General features: G+C 72.4%; 21 protein-coding genes. 17 read left to right on the plus strand and 4 right to left on the minus strand.

Annotated features, from left to right (window positions below; translation table 11 throughout):
* Positions 1-40 precede the first annotated feature (40 nt).
* The 4 genes from rplQ to eccB all read left to right on the plus strand — a co-directional run bounded on the left by rplQ (position 41) and on the right by eccB (position 4,936).
* A complete protein-coding gene (rplQ, locus tag CJEDD_RS02215) occupies positions 41-595 on the plus strand; it encodes a 50S ribosomal protein L17 (RefSeq protein WP_042405256.1) in 555 nt (184 codons plus the stop codon).
* 109 nt (positions 596-704) lie between these two features.
* A complete protein-coding gene (gene truA / locus CJEDD_RS02220) occupies positions 705-1,535 on the plus strand; it encodes a tRNA pseudouridine(38-40) synthase TruA (RefSeq protein ID WP_042405254.1) in 831 nt (276 codons plus the stop codon).
* A gap of 33 nt (positions 1,536-1,568) precedes the next feature.
* Positions 1,569-3,686 (plus strand): DUF6541 family protein, encoded by a 2,118-nt coding sequence (locus tag CJEDD_RS02225; protein ID WP_042405252.1) that lies wholly within the window; start codon positions 1,569-1,571, stop codon positions 3,684-3,686.
* A gap of 35 nt (positions 3,687-3,721) precedes the next feature.
* A complete protein-coding gene (eccB, locus tag CJEDD_RS02230) occupies positions 3,722-4,936 on the plus strand; it encodes a type VII secretion protein EccB (protein WP_042405250.1) in 1,215 nt (404 codons plus the stop codon).
* Here eccB and CJEDD_RS02235 read toward each other — a convergent pair.
* Together CJEDD_RS02235 and eccD are read right to left on the minus strand one after the other, a co-directional pair.
* Positions 4,902-6,044 (minus strand): S8 family serine peptidase, encoded by a 1,143-nt coding sequence (locus tag CJEDD_RS02235; RefSeq protein ID WP_052333711.1) that lies wholly within the window; start codon positions 6,042-6,044, stop codon positions 4,902-4,904. The genes eccB and CJEDD_RS02235 overlap by 35 nt on opposite strands.
* On the minus strand, positions 6,044-7,330 hold the full coding sequence (gene eccD / locus CJEDD_RS02240) for a type VII secretion integral membrane protein EccD (RefSeq protein WP_042405248.1): 1,287 nt from the start codon (positions 7,328-7,330) through the stop codon (positions 6,044-6,046). Before eccD ends, CJEDD_RS02235 begins: the two co-directional genes overlap by 1 nt.
* A gap of 130 nt (positions 7,331-7,460) precedes the next feature.
* On the opposite strand from eccD, the gene eccCb reads away from it, so the two are divergent.
* The 6 genes from eccCb to rpsI all read left to right on the plus strand — a co-directional run bounded on the left by eccCb (position 7,461) and on the right by rpsI (position 13,793).
* Positions 7,461-10,874: a type VII secretion protein EccCb gene (gene eccCb / locus CJEDD_RS02245; RefSeq protein ID WP_042405246.1), complete on the plus strand. Its 3,414-nt coding sequence runs from the start codon at positions 7,461-7,463 to the stop codon at positions 10,872-10,874.
* Positions 10,871-11,797 carry a type VII secretion-associated protein gene (locus CJEDD_RS02250; RefSeq protein WP_042405243.1) on the plus strand — a complete coding sequence of 309 codons (927 nt, stop codon included), beginning with the start codon at positions 10,871-10,873 and terminating at the stop codon, positions 11,795-11,797. Before eccCb ends, CJEDD_RS02250 begins: the two co-directional genes overlap by 4 nt.
* 105 nt (positions 11,798-11,902) lie before the next feature.
* A complete protein-coding gene (locus CJEDD_RS02255; protein ID WP_042405241.1) occupies positions 11,903-12,214 on the plus strand; it encodes a WXG100 family type VII secretion target in 312 nt (103 codons plus the stop codon).
* 17 nt (positions 12,215-12,231) lie between these two features.
* The gene (locus tag CJEDD_RS02260) at positions 12,232-12,516 is read left to right on the plus strand and encodes a WXG100 family type VII secretion target (protein ID WP_042405239.1); all 285 of its coding nucleotides are present in this window, start codon (positions 12,232-12,234) and stop codon (positions 12,514-12,516) included.
* A 285-nt stretch (positions 12,517-12,801) separates the two neighbouring features.
* Positions 12,802-13,245: a 50S ribosomal protein L13 gene (gene rplM, locus CJEDD_RS02265; protein ID WP_042405237.1), complete on the plus strand. Its 444-nt coding sequence runs from the start codon at positions 12,802-12,804 to the stop codon at positions 13,243-13,245.
* Positions 13,245-13,793 (plus strand): 30S ribosomal protein S9, encoded by a 549-nt coding sequence (rpsI, locus tag CJEDD_RS02270; RefSeq protein WP_042405236.1) that lies wholly within the window; start codon positions 13,245-13,247, stop codon positions 13,791-13,793. Before rplM ends, rpsI begins: the two co-directional genes overlap by 1 nt.
* A gap of 55 nt (positions 13,794-13,848) precedes the next feature.
* Here rpsI and CJEDD_RS02275 read toward each other — a convergent pair whose 3' ends face one another.
* Positions 13,849-14,910, minus strand: a complete 1,062-nt coding sequence (locus tag CJEDD_RS02275) for an HNH endonuclease signature motif containing protein (RefSeq protein WP_273657593.1) — start codon at positions 14,908-14,910, stop codon at positions 13,849-13,851.
* 136 nt (positions 14,911-15,046) lie between these two features.
* On the opposite strand from CJEDD_RS02275, the gene glmM reads away from it, so the two are divergent.
* From glmM to CJEDD_RS02295, 4 genes are all read left to right on the plus strand, one after another.
* On the plus strand, positions 15,047-16,390 hold the full coding sequence (gene glmM, locus CJEDD_RS02280) for a phosphoglucosamine mutase (protein ID WP_042406290.1): 1,344 nt from the start codon (positions 15,047-15,049) through the stop codon (positions 16,388-16,390).
* 107 nt (positions 16,391-16,497) lie between these two features.
* The gene (locus tag CJEDD_RS02285; protein ID WP_042406292.1) at positions 16,498-16,827 is read left to right on the plus strand and encodes a hypothetical protein; all 330 of its coding nucleotides are present in this window, start codon (positions 16,498-16,500) and stop codon (positions 16,825-16,827) included.
* Complete coding sequence (locus CJEDD_RS02290; protein ID WP_042406295.1) at positions 16,824-17,876, plus strand: hypothetical protein; 1,053 nt, start codon at positions 16,824-16,826, stop codon at positions 17,874-17,876. The genes CJEDD_RS02285 and CJEDD_RS02290 overlap by 4 nt, the downstream gene beginning before the upstream one ends.
* Before the next feature lie 3 nt (positions 17,877-17,879).
* The gene (locus tag CJEDD_RS02295; RefSeq protein ID WP_042406298.1) at positions 17,880-18,185 is read left to right on the plus strand and encodes a hypothetical protein; all 306 of its coding nucleotides are present in this window, start codon (positions 17,880-17,882) and stop codon (positions 18,183-18,185) included.
* Here CJEDD_RS02295 and CJEDD_RS02300 read toward each other — a convergent pair.
* On the minus strand, positions 18,182-19,036 hold the full coding sequence (locus CJEDD_RS02300; protein WP_042406300.1) for a poly(ethylene terephthalate) hydrolase family protein: 855 nt from the start codon (positions 19,034-19,036) through the stop codon (positions 18,182-18,184). The two genes, CJEDD_RS02295 and CJEDD_RS02300, sit on opposite strands and share 4 nt — an antisense overlap.
* A gap of 75 nt (positions 19,037-19,111) precedes the next feature.
* Between CJEDD_RS02300 and CJEDD_RS02305 the strand changes: the two genes are divergently transcribed.
* From CJEDD_RS02305 to tsaE, 3 genes are read left to right on the plus strand one after another with little or no spacing between them, the layout of a single operon-like run.
* Positions 19,112-19,762 carry a GAP family protein gene (locus CJEDD_RS02305; RefSeq protein WP_042406303.1) on the plus strand — a complete coding sequence of 217 codons (651 nt, stop codon included), beginning with the start codon at positions 19,112-19,114 and terminating at the stop codon, positions 19,760-19,762.
* The gene (gene alr, locus CJEDD_RS02310; protein WP_042406305.1) at positions 19,762-20,838 is read left to right on the plus strand and encodes an alanine racemase; all 1,077 of its coding nucleotides are present in this window, start codon (positions 19,762-19,764) and stop codon (positions 20,836-20,838) included. The genes CJEDD_RS02305 and alr overlap by 1 nt, the downstream gene beginning before the upstream one ends.
* Positions 20,835-21,302: a tRNA (adenosine(37)-N6)-threonylcarbamoyltransferase complex ATPase subunit type 1 TsaE gene (gene tsaE, locus CJEDD_RS02315; RefSeq protein WP_042406307.1), complete on the plus strand. Its 468-nt coding sequence runs from the start codon at positions 20,835-20,837 to the stop codon at positions 21,300-21,302. Before alr ends, tsaE begins: the two co-directional genes overlap by 4 nt.

Consider the following 21,302-nt stretch of genomic DNA (forward strand, 5'->3'; position numbering starts at 1 on the left):
AGAGCACGCGCTCACTTAACCGCACACGAGGAGTACGAACATGCCTACCCCGAAGAAGGGCGCCCGTCTCGGCGGCTCGGCCAGCCACCAGAAGCACATTCTGTCCAACCTGGCCCAGTCCCTGTTCGAGCACGGCGCAATCAAGACGACGGACGCGAAAGCACGCGCGCTGCGCCCGTACGCCGAGAAGCTGATCACCAAGGCGAAGAAGGGCACCGTGGCCGACCGCCGCGCCGTGCTCGCCGAGCTGCCGAACAAGGAGGTTGTCACCTACCTGTTCAACGAGCTCGCGCCGAATTTCGCCAACCGTGACGGCGGCTACACCCGCCTGATCAAGCTGGAGAACCGCTCCGGCGACAACGCCCCGATGACCCAGGTTTCCCTGGTACTCGAGGAGACCGTCTCGTCCGAGGCGACCCGCGCGGCCCGCGCCGCCGCGTCCCGCCAGGCCGAGGCAGCTGAGGCTGAGCCGGCTGCGGCTCCGGCCGAGGCCGCTGTCGAGGAGACCGAGGTTCCCGCGACCCCTGCCGAGGAGACCATCGAGGCCGCCCCGGCTGACGCCGAGGCCGTCGAGGTCGAGGCCGAGGAGAAGTAGCCCGCCGCTACTCGCCCGCGAAGCGCCCAACCGTGCACCGGTTGGGCGCTTTCGCGCGTCTCGGGGGCGCACAAGCCCTCGGGCCGCGCGACCCATACAATCGAACCTCATGCACGACACGCTGCGCCTGCGCCTGGACATCGCCTACGACGGCACCGATTTCCACGGCTGGGCGCGCCAGCAGGGCGGCCTGCGCACGGTGCAGCAGACCATCGAGGACGCGCTCACGCTGGTGCTGCGCACCGAGGCGCACCTCACCGTCGCGGGCCGCACCGACGCCGGCGTGCACGCGAGCGGCCAGGTCGCCCACGTGGACGTCCCGGCGGTTGCGCTGGACCAGCGCTCGATCGAGGGGGATCCGGGGCGACTCGTTCGGCGGCTCGCGAAGCTGCTCCCGGAGGACGTGCGCGTCTTCGCCGTCGCCGAGGCGCCCCCGGCGTTCGACGCGCGTTTCTCGGCGCTCACCCGCAGCTACGTCTACCGCGTGACCACTCACCCCGCCGGCGCGCTGCCCACCCGCGCGCGGGACACGGCCGTGTGGCCGAAGCCGGTGGACCTGCAGGCGGTGCAGGCGTGCGCGGACGCGCTCGTGGGGCTGAACAACTTCGCCGCGTTTTGCCGGCCGAAGGAGCACGCGACCACGATCCGCGACGTGCACAGCTTCGCGTGGAGCGAGGTCGAACCACAGCTCTTCGAGGCGCGCATCACCGCCGACGCGTTCTGCTGGAACATGGTCCGCGCGCTCACCGCGACGTGCCTCGCGGTGGGGGAGGGCCGCCGCGCGCCGGAGTGGCCGCGGGAGCTGTTGCGTCGCGACGCCCGCGCGCCCGAGGTGCCCCTCGCCCCCGCGCGCGGGCTCACGCTGGTGGAGGTGGCGTACCCGCGTGACGACGCCCTCGCGGCGCGCGCCGAAGAAACCCGCGCGATGCGTGCGGGGTAGCATGCTTGCGTTACAGCAGAACCGGGAGGTGCCATGACCACAGCCGCAGCAGCGTGGTTCGCCGTCGTGTTTTTCACCCTCCCTGGTTTCGCGGTCTCCTGGGTCTCCGGGCTCAAGGCGCCGGCGGCGGCGCTCACGGCGCTGCCCGTGACGTTCGGCATCATCGGCGTCGGCGCGTGGTTCTGGGGGCTGACGAGCGCCCCGTTCAACCTCTGGACGTTCGGGATCAGCGTCGCCGTCGCCCTGCTCGCGGCGGCCGCGTGGCGCTACGCGTTCGCGCGCAAGGCCCGCCGCGGCGGGGCCGTGCCGTGGCGGCGCGCGCTGTTTCCCGGCGACGTGCGCTCGCGCAGCATCGCGGACCCGTACTGGGTGCTCCCCGCGCTCGGCGTCGGCGCCGGGGCGTACGTCGCGGCCTCGGACAGGCTGCGGTGGCTGGTCCACCTGCCCAACGGGGTGAGCAACATCGTGCAGGGCTGGGACGTGCAGTGGCACGCCAACGCCGTGCGGTTCATCATGGACACCGGCGTCGCCTCCGCCACGCGCATGGGCGAGCTGCAGAACGTGGAGACCCACGCGAAGCTGCTCTACCCGTCCGCCTACCACGCCGGGATCGCCCTGTTCGGCGAGGCCGCCGGGCTCGAGCCCATCCCCGCGCTCAACATCGCCGAGTCGGTCCTGCCCGCCCTGGCGTTCCCGGCCTCGCTCGCGTGCCTCGTCTTCGCGTTCATGCGCTCGACCGGCGTGACCGCCCAGATCGCCGCGGCGCTCGCTGCCGTGTGCGCCTACGCCGCGCCGCAGCTGCTGTGGGTGCCGGACTACGTGGGCATGTGGCCGTATCTTTTCGCCATCGGCCTCACCGGCGTGGTCATCTGGCAGTTCCTCCTCGTGCCCGGCAGGCGGGCGGGGGCGCTGCCGGCCGCGGCCGGGTTCGTCGGGCTGCTCAGCGTGCACCCCTCCGCGGTGACGGTCGTCGTCCTCGCCGTGGCGCTGAGCTGGCTCACGTCGACGCTCGTGCGCCCGGAGCGCTCCCGCCTCTCCGACACCCTGTGGCTCGCCGCGCCGGCGCTCGCCGGCACGGTGGCGTTCTTGCCACAGGTGCTCGCCGGATCCGCGCAGGCGGGGGAGGTCGCGTCCTGGCAGCCGGAGGAGGAGCTCGGCGCCGGGGGCGCCTGGGGCGCCGCCTTGCGCATGGACACGCGGCACGTCGCCCAGTTCTTCCCCGACTTCGACCCAACGGTGGCCCTCTGGCTCGCGGGCGCGGGCGCGCTCGTGCTCGTTGTCTGGCGCGGGCAGGTGTGGCCGGCGCTGTTCTACGCGGCCTCGCTCGCGGTGACGGCCAACGCGCTGAGCCCGTTCGACAACGTGTGGGGCGACATCCTCGGCACCGTGGGCAACCTGCACTACAGCACGGGCCACCGCCTCATCATGCCGGTGGTGATGTCCGTCATCGCCGCGGCCGCCGTCGCGGTGGCCGCCGGGGTCCGGCTGCTCTGCCTCGCGCCGGTGGCGCAGCGCTACGGCAAGGGCGTGGCGGTGTCCACGGTCGCCTCGCTCGTCGCGGGCGCGGCGCTCGGCGCGGCCGCGATCCCGCAGGTGCGCGCGCACGCCGAGGAGGGGGCGCAGGCCGCGTTCTCCTCGGCGCGCACGCCGGACCGCATGGTGAGCGCGGACGACCTCGCCGCGTACGACTGGCTGGCCACGCAGCCCGCCGCGTGGGAGGGGCTGACCATGGGCGACCCGGCGGACGGCTACTCCTGGATCTACGCGTACAACGGCGTGCCCACCGTCGCCCGCCACTACCTCTGGCCCACCGGCGGGCGCGGCTCGGCGAACGACACGCTCTACTGGCACGCGGACTTCATCGGCGAGGGCCACAACGCGCCTGTGGAGCAGGCGATCAAGGACCTCGACGTGCGCTTTTTCATCCTCAGCCCCGGCTCGTTCTGGGCCTACCAGAACCCGCAGTACGAGATGCTGCGCGCCTTCTGGGCGTCGAAGGGCGTCACGCCGGTCTACCGCAAGGGCTCCACCGCGATCTTCGCCGTGAACAGCGCGTTCACGAAGGCGGAGCTCGAGCAGATGCGTGACGACGCCAAGGCGCACGGCTCGGACACACTCTTTGGCCTGGCGGAGCCCGTCGATACGCAGTAGGCTTCCTCTCGACCAACTCGGGGGAGGGGGAACCGATGGCAAAACTGTTGCCAACCACGCGCGCCCAGGTATCGGGCCACCAGTTCATGCGCCGGCGCATGGAGCACGGACTCGTCTTCGGCGACATCCGCATGATCCACGACCCGCTCGCGGCGCGCCGCCGCGCGGCGGTGTTCGGGTGCGCCGCGGTGGCGATGATCGCGGGCGTGATGGGCCTGTTCGCGTGGATGCGCCCGGACGCGGACCCGGGGGACGCGCCGATCGTGCGCGCCGCGGACGGCACGCTCTACGTGCGCGTCGACGGCGCCGTGCACCCGGTGACCAACCTCGCCTCCGCGCGGCTGATCGCGGGGTCCGCGCAGGACCCGGCCCGCGTCGGGGACAGTCACCTCGCCGCCATGCCGCGCGGCGTGCCGCTTGGCATCGTCGCCGCCCCCGCCATGTTCGCGCCGGAGCGCGCCGCGGCGAGCTCGTGGTCCGCGTGCGGCGCGGGGGAGATCACGGTCGTCGCGGGTGCGGCCCCGGAGCCCCTGCGTGACGACGAAGCTTCGCTCGCCGCCGACGCCACCCGCGAGTGGCTCGTCACCTCGAAGGGGCGCCGGCTGCTGCCCGGCGCGGAATCGAAGGAGGGCCGCGTCGTGCGCCGCGCCCTCGGGATCACGGCGGACACGCCGCGCTGGACCCCGCCCGCGCAGGTCATCACCGCGCTGCGCGAGCTGCCGCCGGTGGCGTTCCCGGATCCGCTGCCCGGCGTGCTCGACGCGGACGGCGGTAGCTGGCTCGTGCAGGGCGGGCGCGTCCAGCCGGTGAGCGAGGCGCAGCGCGCCATGCTCCTCGACGCCGGCGCCGCCGCTTCCGCGACGACGCGGGAGGCGCTCGCGGCGTACCCCGACGGCGACCTCGACCTGCGCTTGCCGGCGGTTCGTCCGCGCTGGGTCGACCCGGAGAGGATGTGCGTGGACGAGCGGCGCGGCGGCGCGGTGGCGGGGGAGGTGCCGGAGGGCATCGAGCTGTCGGGCCAGTCGGTCGCGTCGCGCTTCGCAGGGCTGGCCGACGGCTCGGTGGGGGTGGATTCGGGCCACGGCTACCACGTCGTCGCCGCGGACGGGCTGCGCCACAGCGCGCCGGACGAGGCAACGCTGCGCACCGTTGGGGCCGTGCACGTCGAGCGCGTGCCGTGGGAAATCCTCGCCCTGCTGCCCGAGGGCAGCGAACTCACCCGCGAGGCCGCGCTGACCGCGACGTACTAGCCGCCGCGACGGTGCAGGCGAGGGCGGCCGCGGCGAGTGCTGCGGCCGCGGCTCCAAGCCGCGCGGGTGCTCGGGATACCACCTCGTCCGCCGGGGTGACGGTGAGGGTCGCACCCGCCGCCACCGGGTCCGGCGCGAGCTGCGTGAGCACGGCGAGGGGGTCGACCGCCCCGCCACCGGGTGCGGCGGCCGCGGCGACGAGCGCGCGCACGTGCGCCGGCGAGATCCCCGGGTAGCGGGACATGAGGAGGGCGACCGACCCGCTGACCACGGGGGCGGCGAAGCTCGTCCCGGCGTACGGGGCCACGCCGCCCTGCGCGGTGAGCGTCCCGCTCGACCAGCCCGCCCCGCTTGGCGAGAGCGCGGCGGGCACCGCGCCCGGGGCGGACAGGTCCGCCGGCAGCGAGTACGGCGCGAGCGCGTGGTCCCCGTCGCGCGCGGCGACGGCGAGCACGGTGGGGAACTGGGCGGGGAAGACGGCGGAATCGGGCGCGCAGTCCGGGCCCGCGTTGCCGGCCGCGGCGACGACGACGGCGCCTTCCGCCTCGGCGCGGCGGAGGGCGGTGGTGAGGCCGGAGGCGTCGATACGCGGGGCGATGCGCGGGTCTACGCACGAGACGACGGAGAGGTTGAGCACGCGCGCGCCGGCGTCGAGGGCGGCGTTGATGGCGTCGGCGAGGGTCTGCAGGTTGCCGGCGTCGGCGCCTCGGTAGTGGCTCGAGGTCTGGCGCACCGAGATGATCTCCGCGCCGGGCGCGATGCCGAGGGTGCGCCCGGCGATGATGCCGGCGACGACGGTGCCGTGCCCGTCGCAGTCGGTGAGCGAGTCCGCGCCGACGAAGTGCGCGCCGGGCGTGAGGCGGGCGAGCTCCGGGTGCGGCGCGACGCCGGTGTCGATGACGGCCACGCGCACGCCCGCGCCGGTGGCGAAGCGGCGCAGCTCGCGCAGGTTGGCGGGCGTGCCGGGGGCGGCCGTCTGCGCCGGGACCACGCAGGCGACGTCGGGGGCTGCGTCTGGTGCTGCTCCTGGACCCGCCTCCTGCGCGCCCGCCGGCGGCGCGGCGAGCGCGAGGGCGAGGGCGCACCCGGCGGCGGCGCGGCGGCGCATCACAGCCCCCTGATGAGGTCGAACAGCCCGGTGAGCTGGACGGCGAGCGGGATGACGGCGATGATCGCGGCGACCTCGGCGCGCTCGAACCACACCACCGTTGTCGGCTCGAGGTCCGGCACCCGCGGCGCCCACGCCACCGCGGAGGCGGCCGCGAGCGCGACGAGGCCGACCGCGCACACCCACACCGGGTCCGCGGGCGCCGCGACGGCGGCCGCGACCACCGCCGCGAGCCCCGCCGCCGTGAGGCTCGTCCGGGGCACCGCCCAGTGGTGGCGCGAGGCGTAGACCACGAGCGCGCCCGCCATGGCCAGGCAGAACGCGGCGACCCACCCGCCGCCGGAGCGCGCGAGACAGCCGAGCGCGGGGATGGTGCACGCCGCGGCGGCGAGCGAGATGGCGGCGGCGATCGACGCGGCCGCGGCGCTGCGCGCGTCGACGTCGGCCTGGTACGTGTCGGAACGGTCGAACTCCTCCCCGGCGGTGGGCACGCGCGGCACGGTCAGCCCGGCGAGGCGGGTGGCCGCGCCCGGCGTCGCCATGACGGCGAGCACGCCGCCGAGCGCCACGAGCGCGGCCGGGGCGAGCGGGCCGGGCAGCCACGCGCCCGCCGCGCCGCACGCGCCGAGCGCGCTGACGGTGCCGACGAACGCGACCGTGACGGCGCCGGCGAGGCCCAGGGCGGCCCCGAGCCCGGCGACGACCACCGCCGTGAGCGCCGCGGCGACCGCGCCGAGGGCGGGATCCTCCCCGCCGGAGACCCACACCCCGGCCGCGGCGCCGGCGATGAGCGGCACGGGCGCGAACACCGGGCGGGAGCGCGCCGCCGCCGCAGCCGCGAGCGCGCAGCCGGCGGCGAGCGCCAGGGCGGCCGCGGGGTGGAGGAACTTCCACGCGACGGCCGCGAGCGCCGCCACGCCCGCCCAGGTCGCCGCGGCGTCGAGGCCGCGCACCTCGCGCGCGGACTGGGCGGCGTGCACGAGCGCGTCCGCGGCGTCGCGCACGACCGGCGGTGGCACGGGCTCTTCGGGGCGGAGGACGACGATGGCGCCGTCGTAAAGCTTGAGCCCATAGAGCGGCGTGTGCATGTCCAGCGGCGCCCCGGCGGCGGTGGTCGCCTCCCAGGGGCGGTGCACCTCCGGCAGCTCGACGAGGCGGGCGAGCTCCGGCAGCACCTCCGCGAGCGTGGACGAGGTGGGCAGCGTGACGTCGATGTCGCGGTGGAACGCGACAACGGACACGCGGACGGTGACGCGCACGATGTGGTGCGCAGACGTGGCAACCAAGGTGTCTTCCCCCGAGAGTGTTTCCGTGCGCGGCCCCCATTCGCCGCGCGACGCGGTTCAGTATGGCCTACAATCCCCAGCGCGTCCACAGTTCGGGGGAACTGTGGTTCAACAAAGGGGGGAATGGACCTTGCTTGGGCTCGATCACAACCCGGTACTCGTGCCGGTCGCCGCCGCACCCGACGTGCCGCCGCTGCCGACGGGCAGCCTGCGCGTGGAGCCGGTGCCGGCGGCGCAAAAGCCGCAGCCGCAGCCGGTGATGAAGATCCTGCTGCCGGTGATCATGCTGGTCACGGTGGGTGCGGTGATGGCGCTCATGGCCATGTCGGGGCGCGCCGTGAGCCCCATGATGTTGATTTTCCCGCTCATGATGCTCTTCGGGCTCGTCGGGATGATCAACCCGCAGGAGCGCCAGGGCGACATCGACGAGACGCGCCGGGTGTACCTGCGCCACCTCGACGCGCTCGCGCAGACCGCGCGCGGCAACGCCGCAAAGCAGCGCGCGCACGTCGCCGCGCTCTACCCCGCCCCGCGCGAGCTCGTCGCGGCGACGCCGGTGGAGCGCGTCTGGGAGCGCTTCGGCGCGCCGACGGTGCGCCTCGGCACGGGCAGCGGCGCACTGTGCACGCCGGTCGAGGTGGACGACCCGGGCAGCCCGGAGGACCTCGACCCGGTGTGCGCGGTGAGCCTGCGCCGCACCGTCGCGGCGGTGAGCTCCGTGCCCGGCATGCCGATGCTCGTGCAGCTCGACGCGTTCCCCGCCATCACGCTCGCCGGCCCGCGCGCGGCGGAGGTGGCGCGCTCCATCGTCTGCCAGCTCGCGTTCTTCTACGGTCCGGAGCTCGTGTCCGTCGACGCGCCGTTCGCCTGGGCGAAGTGGCTCCCGCATGCCCGCAGCGAGGGCGCGTTTCGCATCGTGCTTCTCGACGCCCACAGGTCGCCCCAGCCCGCCCCGGACGCGGACTGCGTCGTGGTCGTCGACGAGAACCCGGACGCGTTCGTCGACCCGGACGCGTTCCACCTCATCTGCGGCGACACGCTGCAGGCGGTGACGGCGCAGGGGGTGGAAACGCTCGGCGCGCCGGATACATTCTCGAACGCCGAGGCGGCGTTCGTCGCGCGCCACCTCGGCTTCTACCGCCGCCCGGAGACCGCGCAGGAGCGCGGCGGGGACCTCATGTCGATGCTCGGCGTGGCGGACGTCGATGCGCTCGACGAGCACACGATGTGGCCCGGGGTGCGCAACAAGCTCACCGTGCCCATCGGCGCCACGCCCGACGGCCAGCCCGTCTACCTCGACCTCAAGGAGGCGGCGCTCGGCGGCATGGGCCCGCACGGGCTGTGCATCGGCGCGACGGGCTCCGGTAAGAGCGAGCTGCTGCGCACGCTCGTCGTGGCGCTCGCCGCAACCCACTCGCCGGGCGAGCTCAACTTCGTGCTCGTGGACTTCAAGGGCGGCGCGACGTTCCTCGGCTGCGAGTCGCTGCCGCACACCGCCGCCGTGATCACGAACCTCGAGGACGAGGCGGTGCTCGTCGAGCGCATGTACGACGCGATCTCGGGCGAGCTCAATCGCCGCCAGGAGCTGCTGCGCGCGGCCGGCAACTTCGCCAACATCACGGACTACACCAAGGCCGGGCACACGCTGCCCTCGCTGGTCATCATCGTCGACGAGTTCACGGAGCTGCTCACCCAGCACCCGCACTTCGCCGACCTCTTCGTCGCGGTCGGCCGCCTCGGGCGCTCCCTCGGCGTGCACCTGCTGCTCGCCTCGCAGCGCCTCGAGGAGGGCAAGCTGCGCGGCCTCGACTCGCACCTGTCGTACCGCATCGGCCTGAAGACGTTCTCCGCCGGCGAGTCCCGCCAGGTCCTCGGCGTACCCGACGCCTACGAGTTGCCCGGCGAGCCTGGCTCCGGCTACCTCAAGGCGGGCATGGACCTCGTCCGGTTCCGCGCCGCCTACGTCTCCGGCCCGCTCACCCGCACCGTGCTCACGCACCGCGCCGACGTGCGGGTGCGCCCGTTCACCGGCGACGAGGTCGAGCACGAACCCGCCACGTACGTCGAGGAAGACCACTCGACAACGCTGCTCGACGCCGTCGTGGCCAAGGCCCGCGACGTCGCCGACGCCCGCGGCATGCGCGCCCACCAGGTGTGGCTGCCACCGCTGCCGCAGCGCATCCCGCTCGCGCAGACCGGCGGGGCGATCGGCCTCATCGACGAGCCGTACAAGCAGCGCCAGACCCCGTTCCACCTCGACCTCGCCACCGCCGGAGGGCACGTCGCCATCGCGGGCGGGCCGCAGACAGGCAAGTCGGAGGCGGTGCGCACGATCGTGGCCGCGCAGCTGCGCGCCGGGCTTGCGGTGTACGTCCTCGGCGACTTCCCGGAGCTCGAGGCGCTGCCGCACGTCGCCGGCACGGCGAGCCTCAAGGACGCCGAGCGCGCCCGCCGCGTCGTCGACGAGGTCGCCGGACTCATCGACGACCCGCGCCCCGCCATGCTCGTCGTCGACGGGTGGCACGCCCTCGAGGACGACATGCGCGACACACTCGCCCGCATCGCCGCGGACGGCCCGGCCGCGGGCATCCACCTCGTGGCCACGACGCAGCGCTGGAGCGCGATCCGCCCGAACGTGCGCGACCTCATCGGCACCCGCATCGAGCTGCGGCTCACCGAGCCGATGGACTCGCTCATCGACCGCAAGCTGCAGGAAAAGCTGCCCGCCGTCCCGGGCCGCGGCCTCACGCCGGACGGGCGGGTGATGCAGCTCGCGCACACGAGCGGCGAGGACATCGCCCATCTCGCCGCGCACACCGACGTCGTGCCGGTGCCGCGGCTGCGGGTGCTGCCGGAGGGCGTCGATACGCAATCGCTTCTCGACGGCCAACGGATCCCCCTCGGCATCGGCGGCCCCGCGCTCGAGCCGGTGTACGCGGCGGGGCACGTCCTCGTCATCGGCGCGGGCGGCTGCGGCAAGTCCACCTTCATCGCGAGCGCGATCGCGGCGGTGGAGTCGATGGGGCGCGAGCGGGCGCGGCTCGTCATCCTCGACCCGCGGCGCGCTCACCTCGGGCGGGCGAACGCGGACATGGTGGCCGCGTACGCCGCGTCGACGAGCGCGATCACGGACGCCGTCCGGGCGATGGCCGCGACGCTCACCGGGCGCCTGCCCGGGGCGGACGTCACGCCGGAGCAGCTGCGCGACCGCTCGTGGTGGGACGGCCCGGAGCTCTACCTCGTCGTCGACGACCTCGAGCTCGTCGGTGAGGAGCCGCTGCGCCCGCTCGTCGAGCTGCTGCCGCACGCCCGCGACGTCGGGCTCACCGTCGTGGCGGCGCGCAAGTTCGGCGGTGTCTCGCGCGCGCTGTTTGGGCCGTTCCTCACCGGACTCAAGGACCTCAACCCCGACGTGCTGGTCATGGACGGCACCCGCGACGAGGGCGCAATCTTCGGCGTGCGCCCGAGCCCCCAGCGGCCCGGCCGCGCCACGCTCGTGCGCGGCGAGCCCCGCGGCACGATCCAGCTGCCGGAGGACCGATGACCGCCCTGCGCATCACCGCCACCGACGCGTCCACCGTGATCACGGGCGCGGCGAACGTCCACCGCTTCGACGCGCCGTCGAGCCGGGAGATCGCCGGCACCGTGCGCGCCGCGCTCGGGCCGGACCCGGCCGGCGCCGAGGTACACATCGCCGCGGACGAGCGCCGTCTCCGCGAGCTCGCCGACCTCCTCGCCGGCTACGACATCGCGCTCACGACAGAGACTCTCGGCCCCGAGCCCGATCCAGTCCCGCCCACCGACAGCTTCCCGGCGGTGTCGGCGGCCGCGCGCGAGCCGCGGCGGGGCACGTGGGTGCTCGTCGCGGTCGTGGCGGTGGTGGCCGTGGTGTGTGCGGTGGTGATCGTGCGGCTCGTCGGCGGGCGGGGCGGCGGGGAGCCGGACGCGCCGGTTGCCGCGCCGAGCGCGCCGGAGTCGGTGTCGGAGTCGGTGCCGGTGTCGACGTCGGTGTCGACGTCGGGTGCGCCGGAGGTGACGTCGATACGCGAACAGCCCCCCGCGACCGTGCGGCTCGAGCGCGACGGGCTGAGCGTCGAGCTGCCGGCCGGCTTCGCGCTCGAGGCCGACGACGGCACGTGGCGCGCCACCGGCGAGGACCCCGACTTCCGCCTGCACATCGCCGTGGAGCGGCTCTACGCGCTGCCCGCGCGGACGATGGCGGAGCAGCTGCTCGCCGACATCGAGGCCGATCCCGAGGTTGAGCTCGTGGACACCGACGGGGTGGCCGTGACGTACCTCGAGCGCGCCGGCGACGGCTCGCAATCGCTGTGGCGGACATGGCCGGAGGGCGCGAACCAGCTCTTCGTCGGGTGCCACAGCCGCCGCGAACCGACCACCGTGCAGCGCGCGACGTGCCGCATGGCGATGGAATCCGCCCAGTTCAAGGGGGCTGGCGTGGGTCCGTAAAAATTTTTTCCGTTTCCGAGGGAACCGACGGGCCCATTTGACAGTCAGATACTTGGGCAGCACACCGCTGCCCGTCCTTGCACACGACACGAGGGGGAAATTCCTATGGAGCAGTTCGCAACCGAAGCCGAGGTCATGCGCGCCGCTGCCGACCGCACCGACGACACCAACGCGGACGTCAACCGCGAGATCGACCGCATCCAGCAGGTGGCCGAGGCCACCCGCGGCTACTGGTCCGGCAACGCGCAGCGCAGCTTCGACGAGCTCATGACGCGTTACGACGACGCCCAGCGCAGGCTCTCCGAAGCACTGAGCGCCATCGCCGTGAACATCCGCGACAACGCCAAGCACTACGAGACCACCGACGCCACCAACACCGACAGCCTGCGCCAGCTCACTGGCGGGCTCGCACTCTAAGTAAAGGAAACCAGACCATGCAGATTAAGTACGACTTCGCCCAGATCGCCGGCGCCGCCGAAGACATGCGCGCGTCCGCGTCGCGCATCAACGGCGACCTGGCTGAGCTCAAGCAGATGCTCCAGCCGATGGCGCAGACCTGGGAAGGTAGCGCCGCCGCCGCCTACCAGGCGCACCAGGCCAAGTGGGACCAGGCTGCGGAGGATCTCAACCAGATTCTCACGCAGATCGCCCAGACCGTCGACGACGGCAATTCCACGATGCTCGCGGTGAACAACGCCGCGGCGAACAGCTGGGGCTAACCGCCACATGCGCCGGTGCGCGCGCCGACCTTTCGGGGGATGGGCGTGGCGCGCGCGTCGGCGCGCTCACTGAACATTGGGGGGACGGGGGAAACGACGCCGCCGCAGGTGACGAGGGGATCACCTGCGGCGGCGTTTTTGTTTTGCGGGGCGGATGCCGTAGTGTTAGGCGCCTGTGTGTCCCGCCTGACGCGCGTTTCGGGTCTCCACCGGCCGCCGGAACCGCGAAGGTGCATACGAAGCATTGGCCGGCAGCCATCTAGACAGACTTTAAAGGAGTCATGCATGTCTACTTACCACCCGAAGAGCGGTGACATCACCCGTAAGTGGTACGTCATCGACGCGACCGACGTGGTGCTGGGCAAGCTCGCTTCCACCGTCGCAGACATCCTGCGCGGCAAGCACAAGCCCCAGTTTGCGCCGAACGTCGACACCGGCGACCACGTCATCGTGATCAACGCCGACAAGGTCCACATCTCGTCCAACAAGCGCGAGCGCGAGATGCGCTACCGCCACTCCGGCTACCCGGGTGGTCTGAAGTCCATGACCCTGGGCCGCGCGCTGGACGAGCGCCCGGACCGCGTGATCGAGGAAGCTGTGAAGGGCATGATGCCGCACAACAAGCTGTCCCGTCAGTCCATCAAGAAGCTGCACGTCTTCGTCGGCGATGAGCACCCGTACGCGGGCCAGCAGCCGGAAACCTACGAGTTTAAGCAGGTGGCACAGTAATGACCGAGCCGAACAACTTCGAAAACACCGCCGCGGAAGAGCTGGGCACCGACGTCGACGCCGCGACCGCCGCGACCGAGGAGTTCAACTACACCATCGGCGACGCGATCGCACCCGAGGTCGACGCGACCGAGGAGACCGTCGAGGTCGCCCCGCTGCACGAGGGCCCGATCCAGACCGTCGGCCGCCGCAAGCGCGCCATCGCCCGCGTCACCGTCGTCGAGGGCGAGGGCAAGATCACGGTCAACGGCCGCTCGTTCGAGGACTACTTCCCGAACAAGCTGCACCAGCAGGACATCCTCACGCCGCTGACGCTGCTCGAGCGCGAGGGCCAGTTCGACATCAAGGCCAACATCTCCGGCGGCGGCCCGACCGGCCAGGCCGGTGCGCTGCGCCTCGCGATCGCCCGCGCACTCAACGTGTACAACCCGGCTGAGCGCCCGACCCTGAAGAAGGCCGGCCTGCTCACCCGCGACGCCCGCGCCGTGGAGCGCAAGAAGGCCGGCCTGCACAAGGCCCGCCGCGCGCCGCAGTACTCCAAGCGTTAATCGCTGGTTTTGCGCACGCTTCGCCGCCGCCCGCTTCGGGCGGCGGCGTTGCTGTTTATCCGAAGAGTTGGTCTATGGCCCCGCGGTTGGAGTTTTTCACTGGGGTTCCGTGGGGGCTGATCCACCAGGGTGCGCCGCGGATCATGGCGATGTGGCCGCGTTTGTTGCGCGATGGGTCGTCGTCGTTGACGCGGTTGTGGTAGCGACACAACGGGGCGAGGTTGTCCAGGTTGGTTTCCCCGCCGTGTTTCCAGGCGGTGACGTGGTGGATCTCGCAGGCTTGCGCCCCGTGGCGGCAGCCGGGGAACGCGCATACCGGCATGACGAGCCGGGCGAGGTCGCGTTGTTTCGTGTTGGCGAGGCGTTGGGTGCGGTAGAGGTTGACGGCACCTGCTTCGGGGTGGAACGCGGCGACGTCGAGCGCCTCGCCGAACTCTAACGAGAGGAATTCGGCCCCGGTCATGGTGGTGCCGTCGGTGAGCGTGAGGATGACGTCGTCGCCTAAACCTGCGGTGATGCGGGTGTATTCGGGTAGGGGCACGAGGATCATGGGGCGGGGTGCGGCGGCGGGGACGGTTTCGCCGGCGTCGATGAGGTTCCAGAACGCGGCTTCCATTTGGGGTGCTGCGGGTTGGGTGGGGTCGATGTGGTGGCGGAGGGCGTGTTCGAGGTCGGCGGCGCGGCGGTCGTCGGCGGTGATGGTGATGCGGGTGCGGCCGTGTTTGGGGGCGGAGAAAGTCATTTGTTTTTTCGCCGGTTGAGGTTCGGCGGTGGGGAGGATGTCGTTGGCGCGGCGGCGCAGGGTTTCGTAGGTGCCGCGTACGGAAAGCAGGGCGTGGCGCAATTTCCATTGTTCGGTGCCGGTGAAGCGGGTGAGGTGTTTTTCGATGAAGACGAGTTTGTCCAGGCTTGTGCCGTTGTCGCGGGCGAGGGTGAGCGCGCGGCGTTGCTGGGTGCGGTAGCGGGTTGGCCCGTAGTAGACGGTGTGGATGCGTGCCCATTCGCGCAGCGTGTCGGGTTTGACGCCGGCGGTGGTGAGCGCGTCGCGGTCGTAGTGGGCGAGGGCGTCGATGGCGCCGGCCCCAACCGCGAGTGCGAGTGCTTCGAATGGGTTCATGCCCGACACACTAAGGGGAACCGGGGCGATGTCAAGACCACCCACCGAAACCTGTGGATAACTCCCGCAACCAACGCGCAGTTATCCACAGAGGGTGGGCGGTCCGGAGGTGCGTCGATACGCAATAATTGGCCCCATGACTCGATTGTTCGGAACTGACGGTGTCCGCGGCCTCGCGAACGAGACCCTCACCGCATCGCTCGCACTCAAGCTCGGCGCCGCCGCGGCGACCGTGCTCACGAAGGATAGAAAGGCGGAAAAGCGCCGGCCGCTCGCGCTCATCGGGCGCGACCCGCGCGTCTCCGGCGAGATGCTCGCCGCCGCGATGGCCGCCGGCATGGCGTCGAAAGGCGTGGACGTGCTGCGCGTCGGTGTCATCCCCACGCCCGGCCTCGCGTTTCTCACCGACGACTACGGCGCGGACATCGGGGTGATGATCTCGGCGTCGCACAACCCCATGCCCGACAACGGCATCAAGTTCTTCTCCGCCGGCGGCAAGAAGCTGCCCGACGAGATCGAGGACGAGATCGAGCGAGCGATGGCACAGCTCGAGGAGACCGGCCCGACCGGCACGAGCATCGGTCGCGTCATCGAGGAGGCCTCCGACGCGCAGGAGCGCTACCTCGCCCACCTCGCCGAGGCCGTGAGTGCGAACCTCGCCGGCATCAAGGTCGTCGTGGACTGCGCGAACGGCGCGGCGTCCGAGGTCGCGCCGAAGGCCTACGCCGCGGCCGGCGCGGAGGTCACCGCGATCCACAACACCCCGAACGCGTACAACATCAACGACGGCTCCGGCTCCACGCACATCGACCAGATCCAGGCGGCCGTCGTCGAACACGGCGCCGACCTCGGCCTCGCGCACGACGGCGACGCCGACCGCTGCCTCGCGGTGGACGCGCAGGGCAACGTCGTCGACGGCGACCAGATCATGGCCATCCTCGCGCTCGGGATGAAGGAGAGTAACACGCTCAAGGAGAACACCCTCGTGGCCACGGTGATGAGCAACCTGGGCCTCAAGCAGGCGATGCAGCGCGAGGGCATCGAGGTGCGCGAGACGAAGGTGGGTGACCGCTACGTGCTCGAGGAGCTCGGCCGCGGCGACTTCTCGCTCGGCGGCGAGCAGTCCGGCCACATCGTCCTGCCCGCGCACGCGACGACCGGCGACGGCGTCCTGTCCGGGCTCACGCTCATGGCGCGGATGGCGGAGACCGGCAAGACGCTCGCCGAGCTCGCCAGCGTGATGACGGTCCTGCCGCAGACCCTCATCAACGTCCCGGTGTCCAACAAGGCGCTCATTCTCGACGACGATTCCGTGAAGGACGCCATCCGCGCCGCCGAGGACGAGCTGGGCGAATCCGGGCGCGTGCTGCTGCGCCCGTCCGGCACCGAGGAGCTGTTCCGCGTCATGGTGGAGGCCGCCGACGAGGAGCATGCGCGCAAGGTTGCCGGCCAGCTCGCGGCCGCCGTCGCGGCAGTGTAGGTTGAGCACGTGAAGTTTTTCGCCCCGGCAGGGAACCGCCGGGGCGCTGGGGGAGTCTAACTAGGGGAAGACACACGTTGGACTAACAACCTTTCGGGGGTGGGGACATGACACACACTGACGCGCGCGCGGGCACCGCGTTCGACATCGACGTCGAGGCGGTCCGGGCGCATTACGGCGAGGGCATCGGCGCGTATCAGGACGCGATCCGCGAGCTCGAGGCGGCGCGGCCCGAGCTGCCGGCGGCCGCGTTCGGCGCCGGGTTTGCAGCGGAGGCGCGCCTGGTCTCGGACGCGCTCGAGGAGATGCACCGCACCTCGCGGCGCTTCCTCGAGGCGCGCAGCGAGGGCTGGGAGCAGGTCGTCGCGTTCGCGGACGCCGTGGCGGAGGCCGACGCTGCCGCGGCGGAGACGCTGGGCGGGGTGATGGGCGCATGATGACAGCGGTGGAAACGGACGTCCGCGACATCGTCGACACTGTCGATGACGCCCCGCAGGTGCCGCCCGAGCAGCGCCAGGCCGTGCGCTGCCTCGCCAGCGAAATCCTCGAGCAGTTCGCGCAGACCGACGGCCTCGACCTCGCGGCCTTCGCCGCCGCCGGGCTCAGGTTGCAGGCGGGGCTCGCGCGCCCGGAGACGCCCGCGCGCCACTGCTCGTGCGGCTGCGACTGCGGCGCGTGGCTCGACGAGACAGGCATCCGCGAGCACGAGCGCCGCACCGAGGCGCGCGAGACCGACCATTTCGAGCGCGTCGCCCAGGTGGGCAGCAGCATCGGCGAGTGCTCGAGCGCCATCGGCCAGGTCGTCGCGTCCGCGGAGTCGGCGGTGCGCGCGCTGCTCGCGCCGGCGCGTCGGATGCTCGACGCGGTGCTCAACTGCGGGATCGCGCAGCTCGTGCAGCCCGCCGTCGAGGTGGTCATCGAGGCGCTGCGCTGCGCGCGCGAGACGGCGAGCGACCGCAACTGCGTGATCAAGCAGTGCCTCGAGGAGGTCGCCTGCCGGGCGGGGGAGGCGTCGGCCGAGCAGCCCGCGCCGCCCGCGGACTTCACCGAGTGGCACAAGCGTATCGACGTCGTCTCCGCCCCCGCCGCCAGCACCACCGACCGACGCTGCGTGTCGGTCAACGTGGACATCAACCCGAAGGTGTGCCTGGGCGCGCTCGGGGTGGTCGGCGCGGCGGCGGCGATCGGCGCGCTCGGCTGCATCACCGCCGCGGGCTGCGAGACCGCACCGGCGCCGCAGCCGGAACCGACGCCAGCACCCGAGCCGACGCCCGCACCCGCACCCGCACCCGAGCCGGCGCGCACGACCGACGGGGTCATCGCGCCGCCGCCGGAGCTTGCGCAGGTGGACGAGCCCGCCCCGCCGTCGGGCAAGCTCGACCACCTCGACGAGCTCGGCACTCTCCCCGCCCAGGCCGACGGCGGTGCGCCGGCCAGCCAACCCGCCCCGGAGCCGTGGGCGATGAAGAAGACAGGTCAGTGGTAAACGATGGATTTTGAGACGTTCGTGCTGCAGTACCAGCGCCGCACTGCCAAGCGCATGGCGGATTTTGAGGCGCTTATGAAGGAGACGCAGCAGAAGATGGAGCTCACCGCCAAGCACCACGCGCTCGCGCGCGAGACGATGCCACGCCAGCCGGTGACGGTGCCGCGGGGCGACTACAGCATGCCGCGGCCGCGCCGCAGCGCCGCGCAGAACGGGCAGCCCGCGGTGCGCGACAACGTGCAGCGCACCCAGCAGGCGCAGATCAAGGCCGTGCTGCGCAGCATCGGCCCGAACGCGGCCGGCTCCTAGAAGAGGGAGAACCCGGCGTCGTCGCGGGTCAGCCCCGCGGCGTTGGCGAGCTTCTCGCCGGTGAAGGACTCGACGCCGGAGCCCTCGGCCTCCGGGTCGGCGTAGGAGGCGTACTTCTTCTCCCCGGCGAGCTCGTGGAGGAGGTAGCCCACGAGCAGCCCGCGCACCGTCTCCTGCAGGCCGCGGTCGGACTTGCCCACGCCGAGGATGCGCTTGATCACGCCGTCCTCGGAGAAGCTCTGCTGGTCGCCCTTCTTCGGCGCGCGGTAGACCACGTCGCCGGCCCAGTTGTAGGCCAGCTTGGCGGGGTTGCCCGGATCGAACAGCGTGTCGCCGTCCTTGCCCGGGCCGATTACCATGCCGGGGACGAAGAGGTTGCGTGCGGCCTCCACGGCGGAGGGGGCGACGTTGGCCGGGTAGATCGACGCGACGGCCTTCACCTTCGGGTTGTCCACCGCCGCGAGCACCGCCACGCCGCCGCCCATGCCGTGGCCGACGATGCCGAGCTTGTCCGGGGAGACCGAGATGTTGCCGTTGCCGAGGCGCACGCCCGCGACGATCTGCAGGGAGGTCTCCAGGTCGGCGGCGAAGCCGCTATGGTCGGTTTTGAAGCCGGTCTCCGTGTCGGGCGCGGCGACGGCGATGCCCCAGCTGGCCAGGTGGCGCAAGGTGGCGTGGTAGTCCTCGACGGACTTCATCCAGTCGTGGCCGAACGCCACGCCGGGGATGTCCTTGCCGTCGGCGGGCGCGTACACCTTGCCGGGCAGGCCGGTGTAGCCCAGGTCGCCCTCCAAAACACGGTGCGGGCCGCGCTTGGACAGGTCGGAGAGTTTCTTCAGCTTCGCAGACACGCGGGCAATCCTACTGCATCGGCCGGTGGGCTAGGGTGAGTCGGACGGAACCGGCGGGCGCGACAAGGAGGACGGATGCTTCCAGCACTCCAGCTAGCGTTCGTCGACTCGGTGAATCTGCTCCTCATCGGCGTGATCGTCGCCGTCGGCATCGCCGCCCGCCGGGACTACGCGGCGACAACCGCGCTGCTCATCGCGGGCGACTGGTGCGGGGTGGCGGGGCTCGCGCTCGTCATGCTCGCCATCTTCGACGGGCTCGGCCCCGCGGTGAAGGACTTCGTCGACGGGCCCGTCTTCGGCATCCTGCTCATCGCCACCGGCCTCGTCACGGCCGTGCTCGCGGTGCGCGGGGGCGACAACGGCGCGCTCACGGAAAAGATCATGCGCCCGCTGCGCACCCCCGGCCCGCTCACCGTCCTCACCGGCGTCGTGCTGGGCGTGGTCCAGTCGGCGACGTCGGTGCCGTTCTACGGCGGGCTGGCCTTGCTGTCGGCGGCGGGCATTGAGCCGTCGATACGCTACGGCTCCATCGCCCTGTACGCCTCGGTCGCGCTCTCCCTGCCCACGCTCACGGCGCTCGCCGTCGGCTGGGTGCGCAGGAGGCCGGACAGCGCCGCGGGCCGGGCGTTCGAGTGGGCGCGCACGCACCCCGAGCGCGTCACCCGCGCGGCGACGTGGGCGGTGGCCGTGCTCCTCGTCGTGCTCGGCGTGGCGCACGTGGTGTAATGGCTCACGTGCTGCAGACAACCATCGACCTCGACGCTATCGCCCACAACACCGCCGCGATCAAGCGCCACACGAGCGCGAAGCTCATGTGCGTGGTCAAGGCGGACGCCTACAACCACGGCGTGGAGCGCTGCGTGCCGGTGATGGACGCGCACGGCGCCGACGCGTTCGGCGTGGCCACCTTCGCCGAGGCGCGCCGCGTCCGCGCGCTCACGGACAAGCCGGTGCTCGCGTGGCTCTGGTCGCTGGGCGAGGACGTCCCGGAGGGCATCGAGGTCGGAGTCCCCACCCGCGCGCACATGCAGTTGCTTATCGACGCCCCTTCGGCCCACACCGTCTACCTCATGGTGGACACGGGCATGCACCGCTCCGGCCTCGACGAAGAGGACTGGGACGAGGCGTTTCGCACTGCGAAGGAGGCCGAGGATGCGGGCCGGCTGCGCGTCAAGGGCCTCATGAGCCACCTCGCCTGCGCCGACGACCCGGCGGACCCGTACACCGACGTGCAGGCGAAGGCGTTCCGCCGCGCGATCGCGCTCGCCCGCCGGTACGGGCTCGAGGTGGCGTGCAACCACCTGGCCAACTCCCCGGCGACGTGGACGCGGCCGGATCTGCACTTCGAGATGATCCGCCCGGGCGTGAGCCTCTACGGGCTGGAACCCGTCCCCGGCCTCGACCACGGCCTGACACCGGCGATGGAGTGGTCCGCGCCCGTCGTGGCGGTGAAGCGAATGCGCCGCGGCGAGGCCACGAGCTACGCCCGGACCTGGGCCGCGCCCGCGGACGGGTTTTCCGCGGTCGTACCGGCGGGCTACGCCGACGGCGTCCAGCGCACGTGGCAGGACGCCCTCGAGATCGAGATTGGCGGGCGCACGTACCCGCAGGTGGGGCGCGTGTCTATGGACCAGATCGTGGTCTGGCTCGGAGACAACGAGGCCCAGGTCGCGCCGGGCGACACCGCCGTCATCTTCGGCGACGCGACGGCGCTGGCCGAGCGCGCCGGCACGATCAACTACGAGGTGGTGTGCGCGCCGCGCGGGCGTACGCAGCGCGCCTACCGCGGGGGCGAGCGATGAAGGGCAGTTTCCCGGCGGAGGGCAGCAGGCTGTGCCGTGGGGCCGTCGATACGCAGGCGCTCGGGGCGGAACTCGGCGCGGCGCTCGAGGCGGGCGACCTCGTCGTCCTCGACGGGCCGCTCGGCGCCGGGAAGACGACGTTCACCCAGGGCATCGCGCAGGGGATGGGCGTGAAGGGGCGCGTGACCAGCCCGACGTTCGTCATCGCCCGGCAGCACGCGCCGCTCGGCGGCGGGCCCGCGCTCATCCACGTCGACGCGTACCGCCTCGGCGGGGACCCGCTCGGCGAGCTCGACGCGCTCGACTTGGACACCGACCTCGAGGACGCCGTCGTGGTGGCGGAGTGGGGCGGCGGGCTGGTGGAACAGCTCGCGCCGCGCCACCTTGCCGTGACGCTCGACCGTGAGACGCACGCGGCGACGGAGGCGCGCATCATCTCCTGGCGCGTCGTGGAGGGGATGTAG

Origin of the sequence: Corynebacterium jeddahense (assembly GCF_028609865.1) — a bacterium.
Taxonomy (GTDB): Bacteria; Actinomycetota; Actinomycetes; order Mycobacteriales; family Mycobacteriaceae; genus Corynebacterium; species Corynebacterium jeddahense.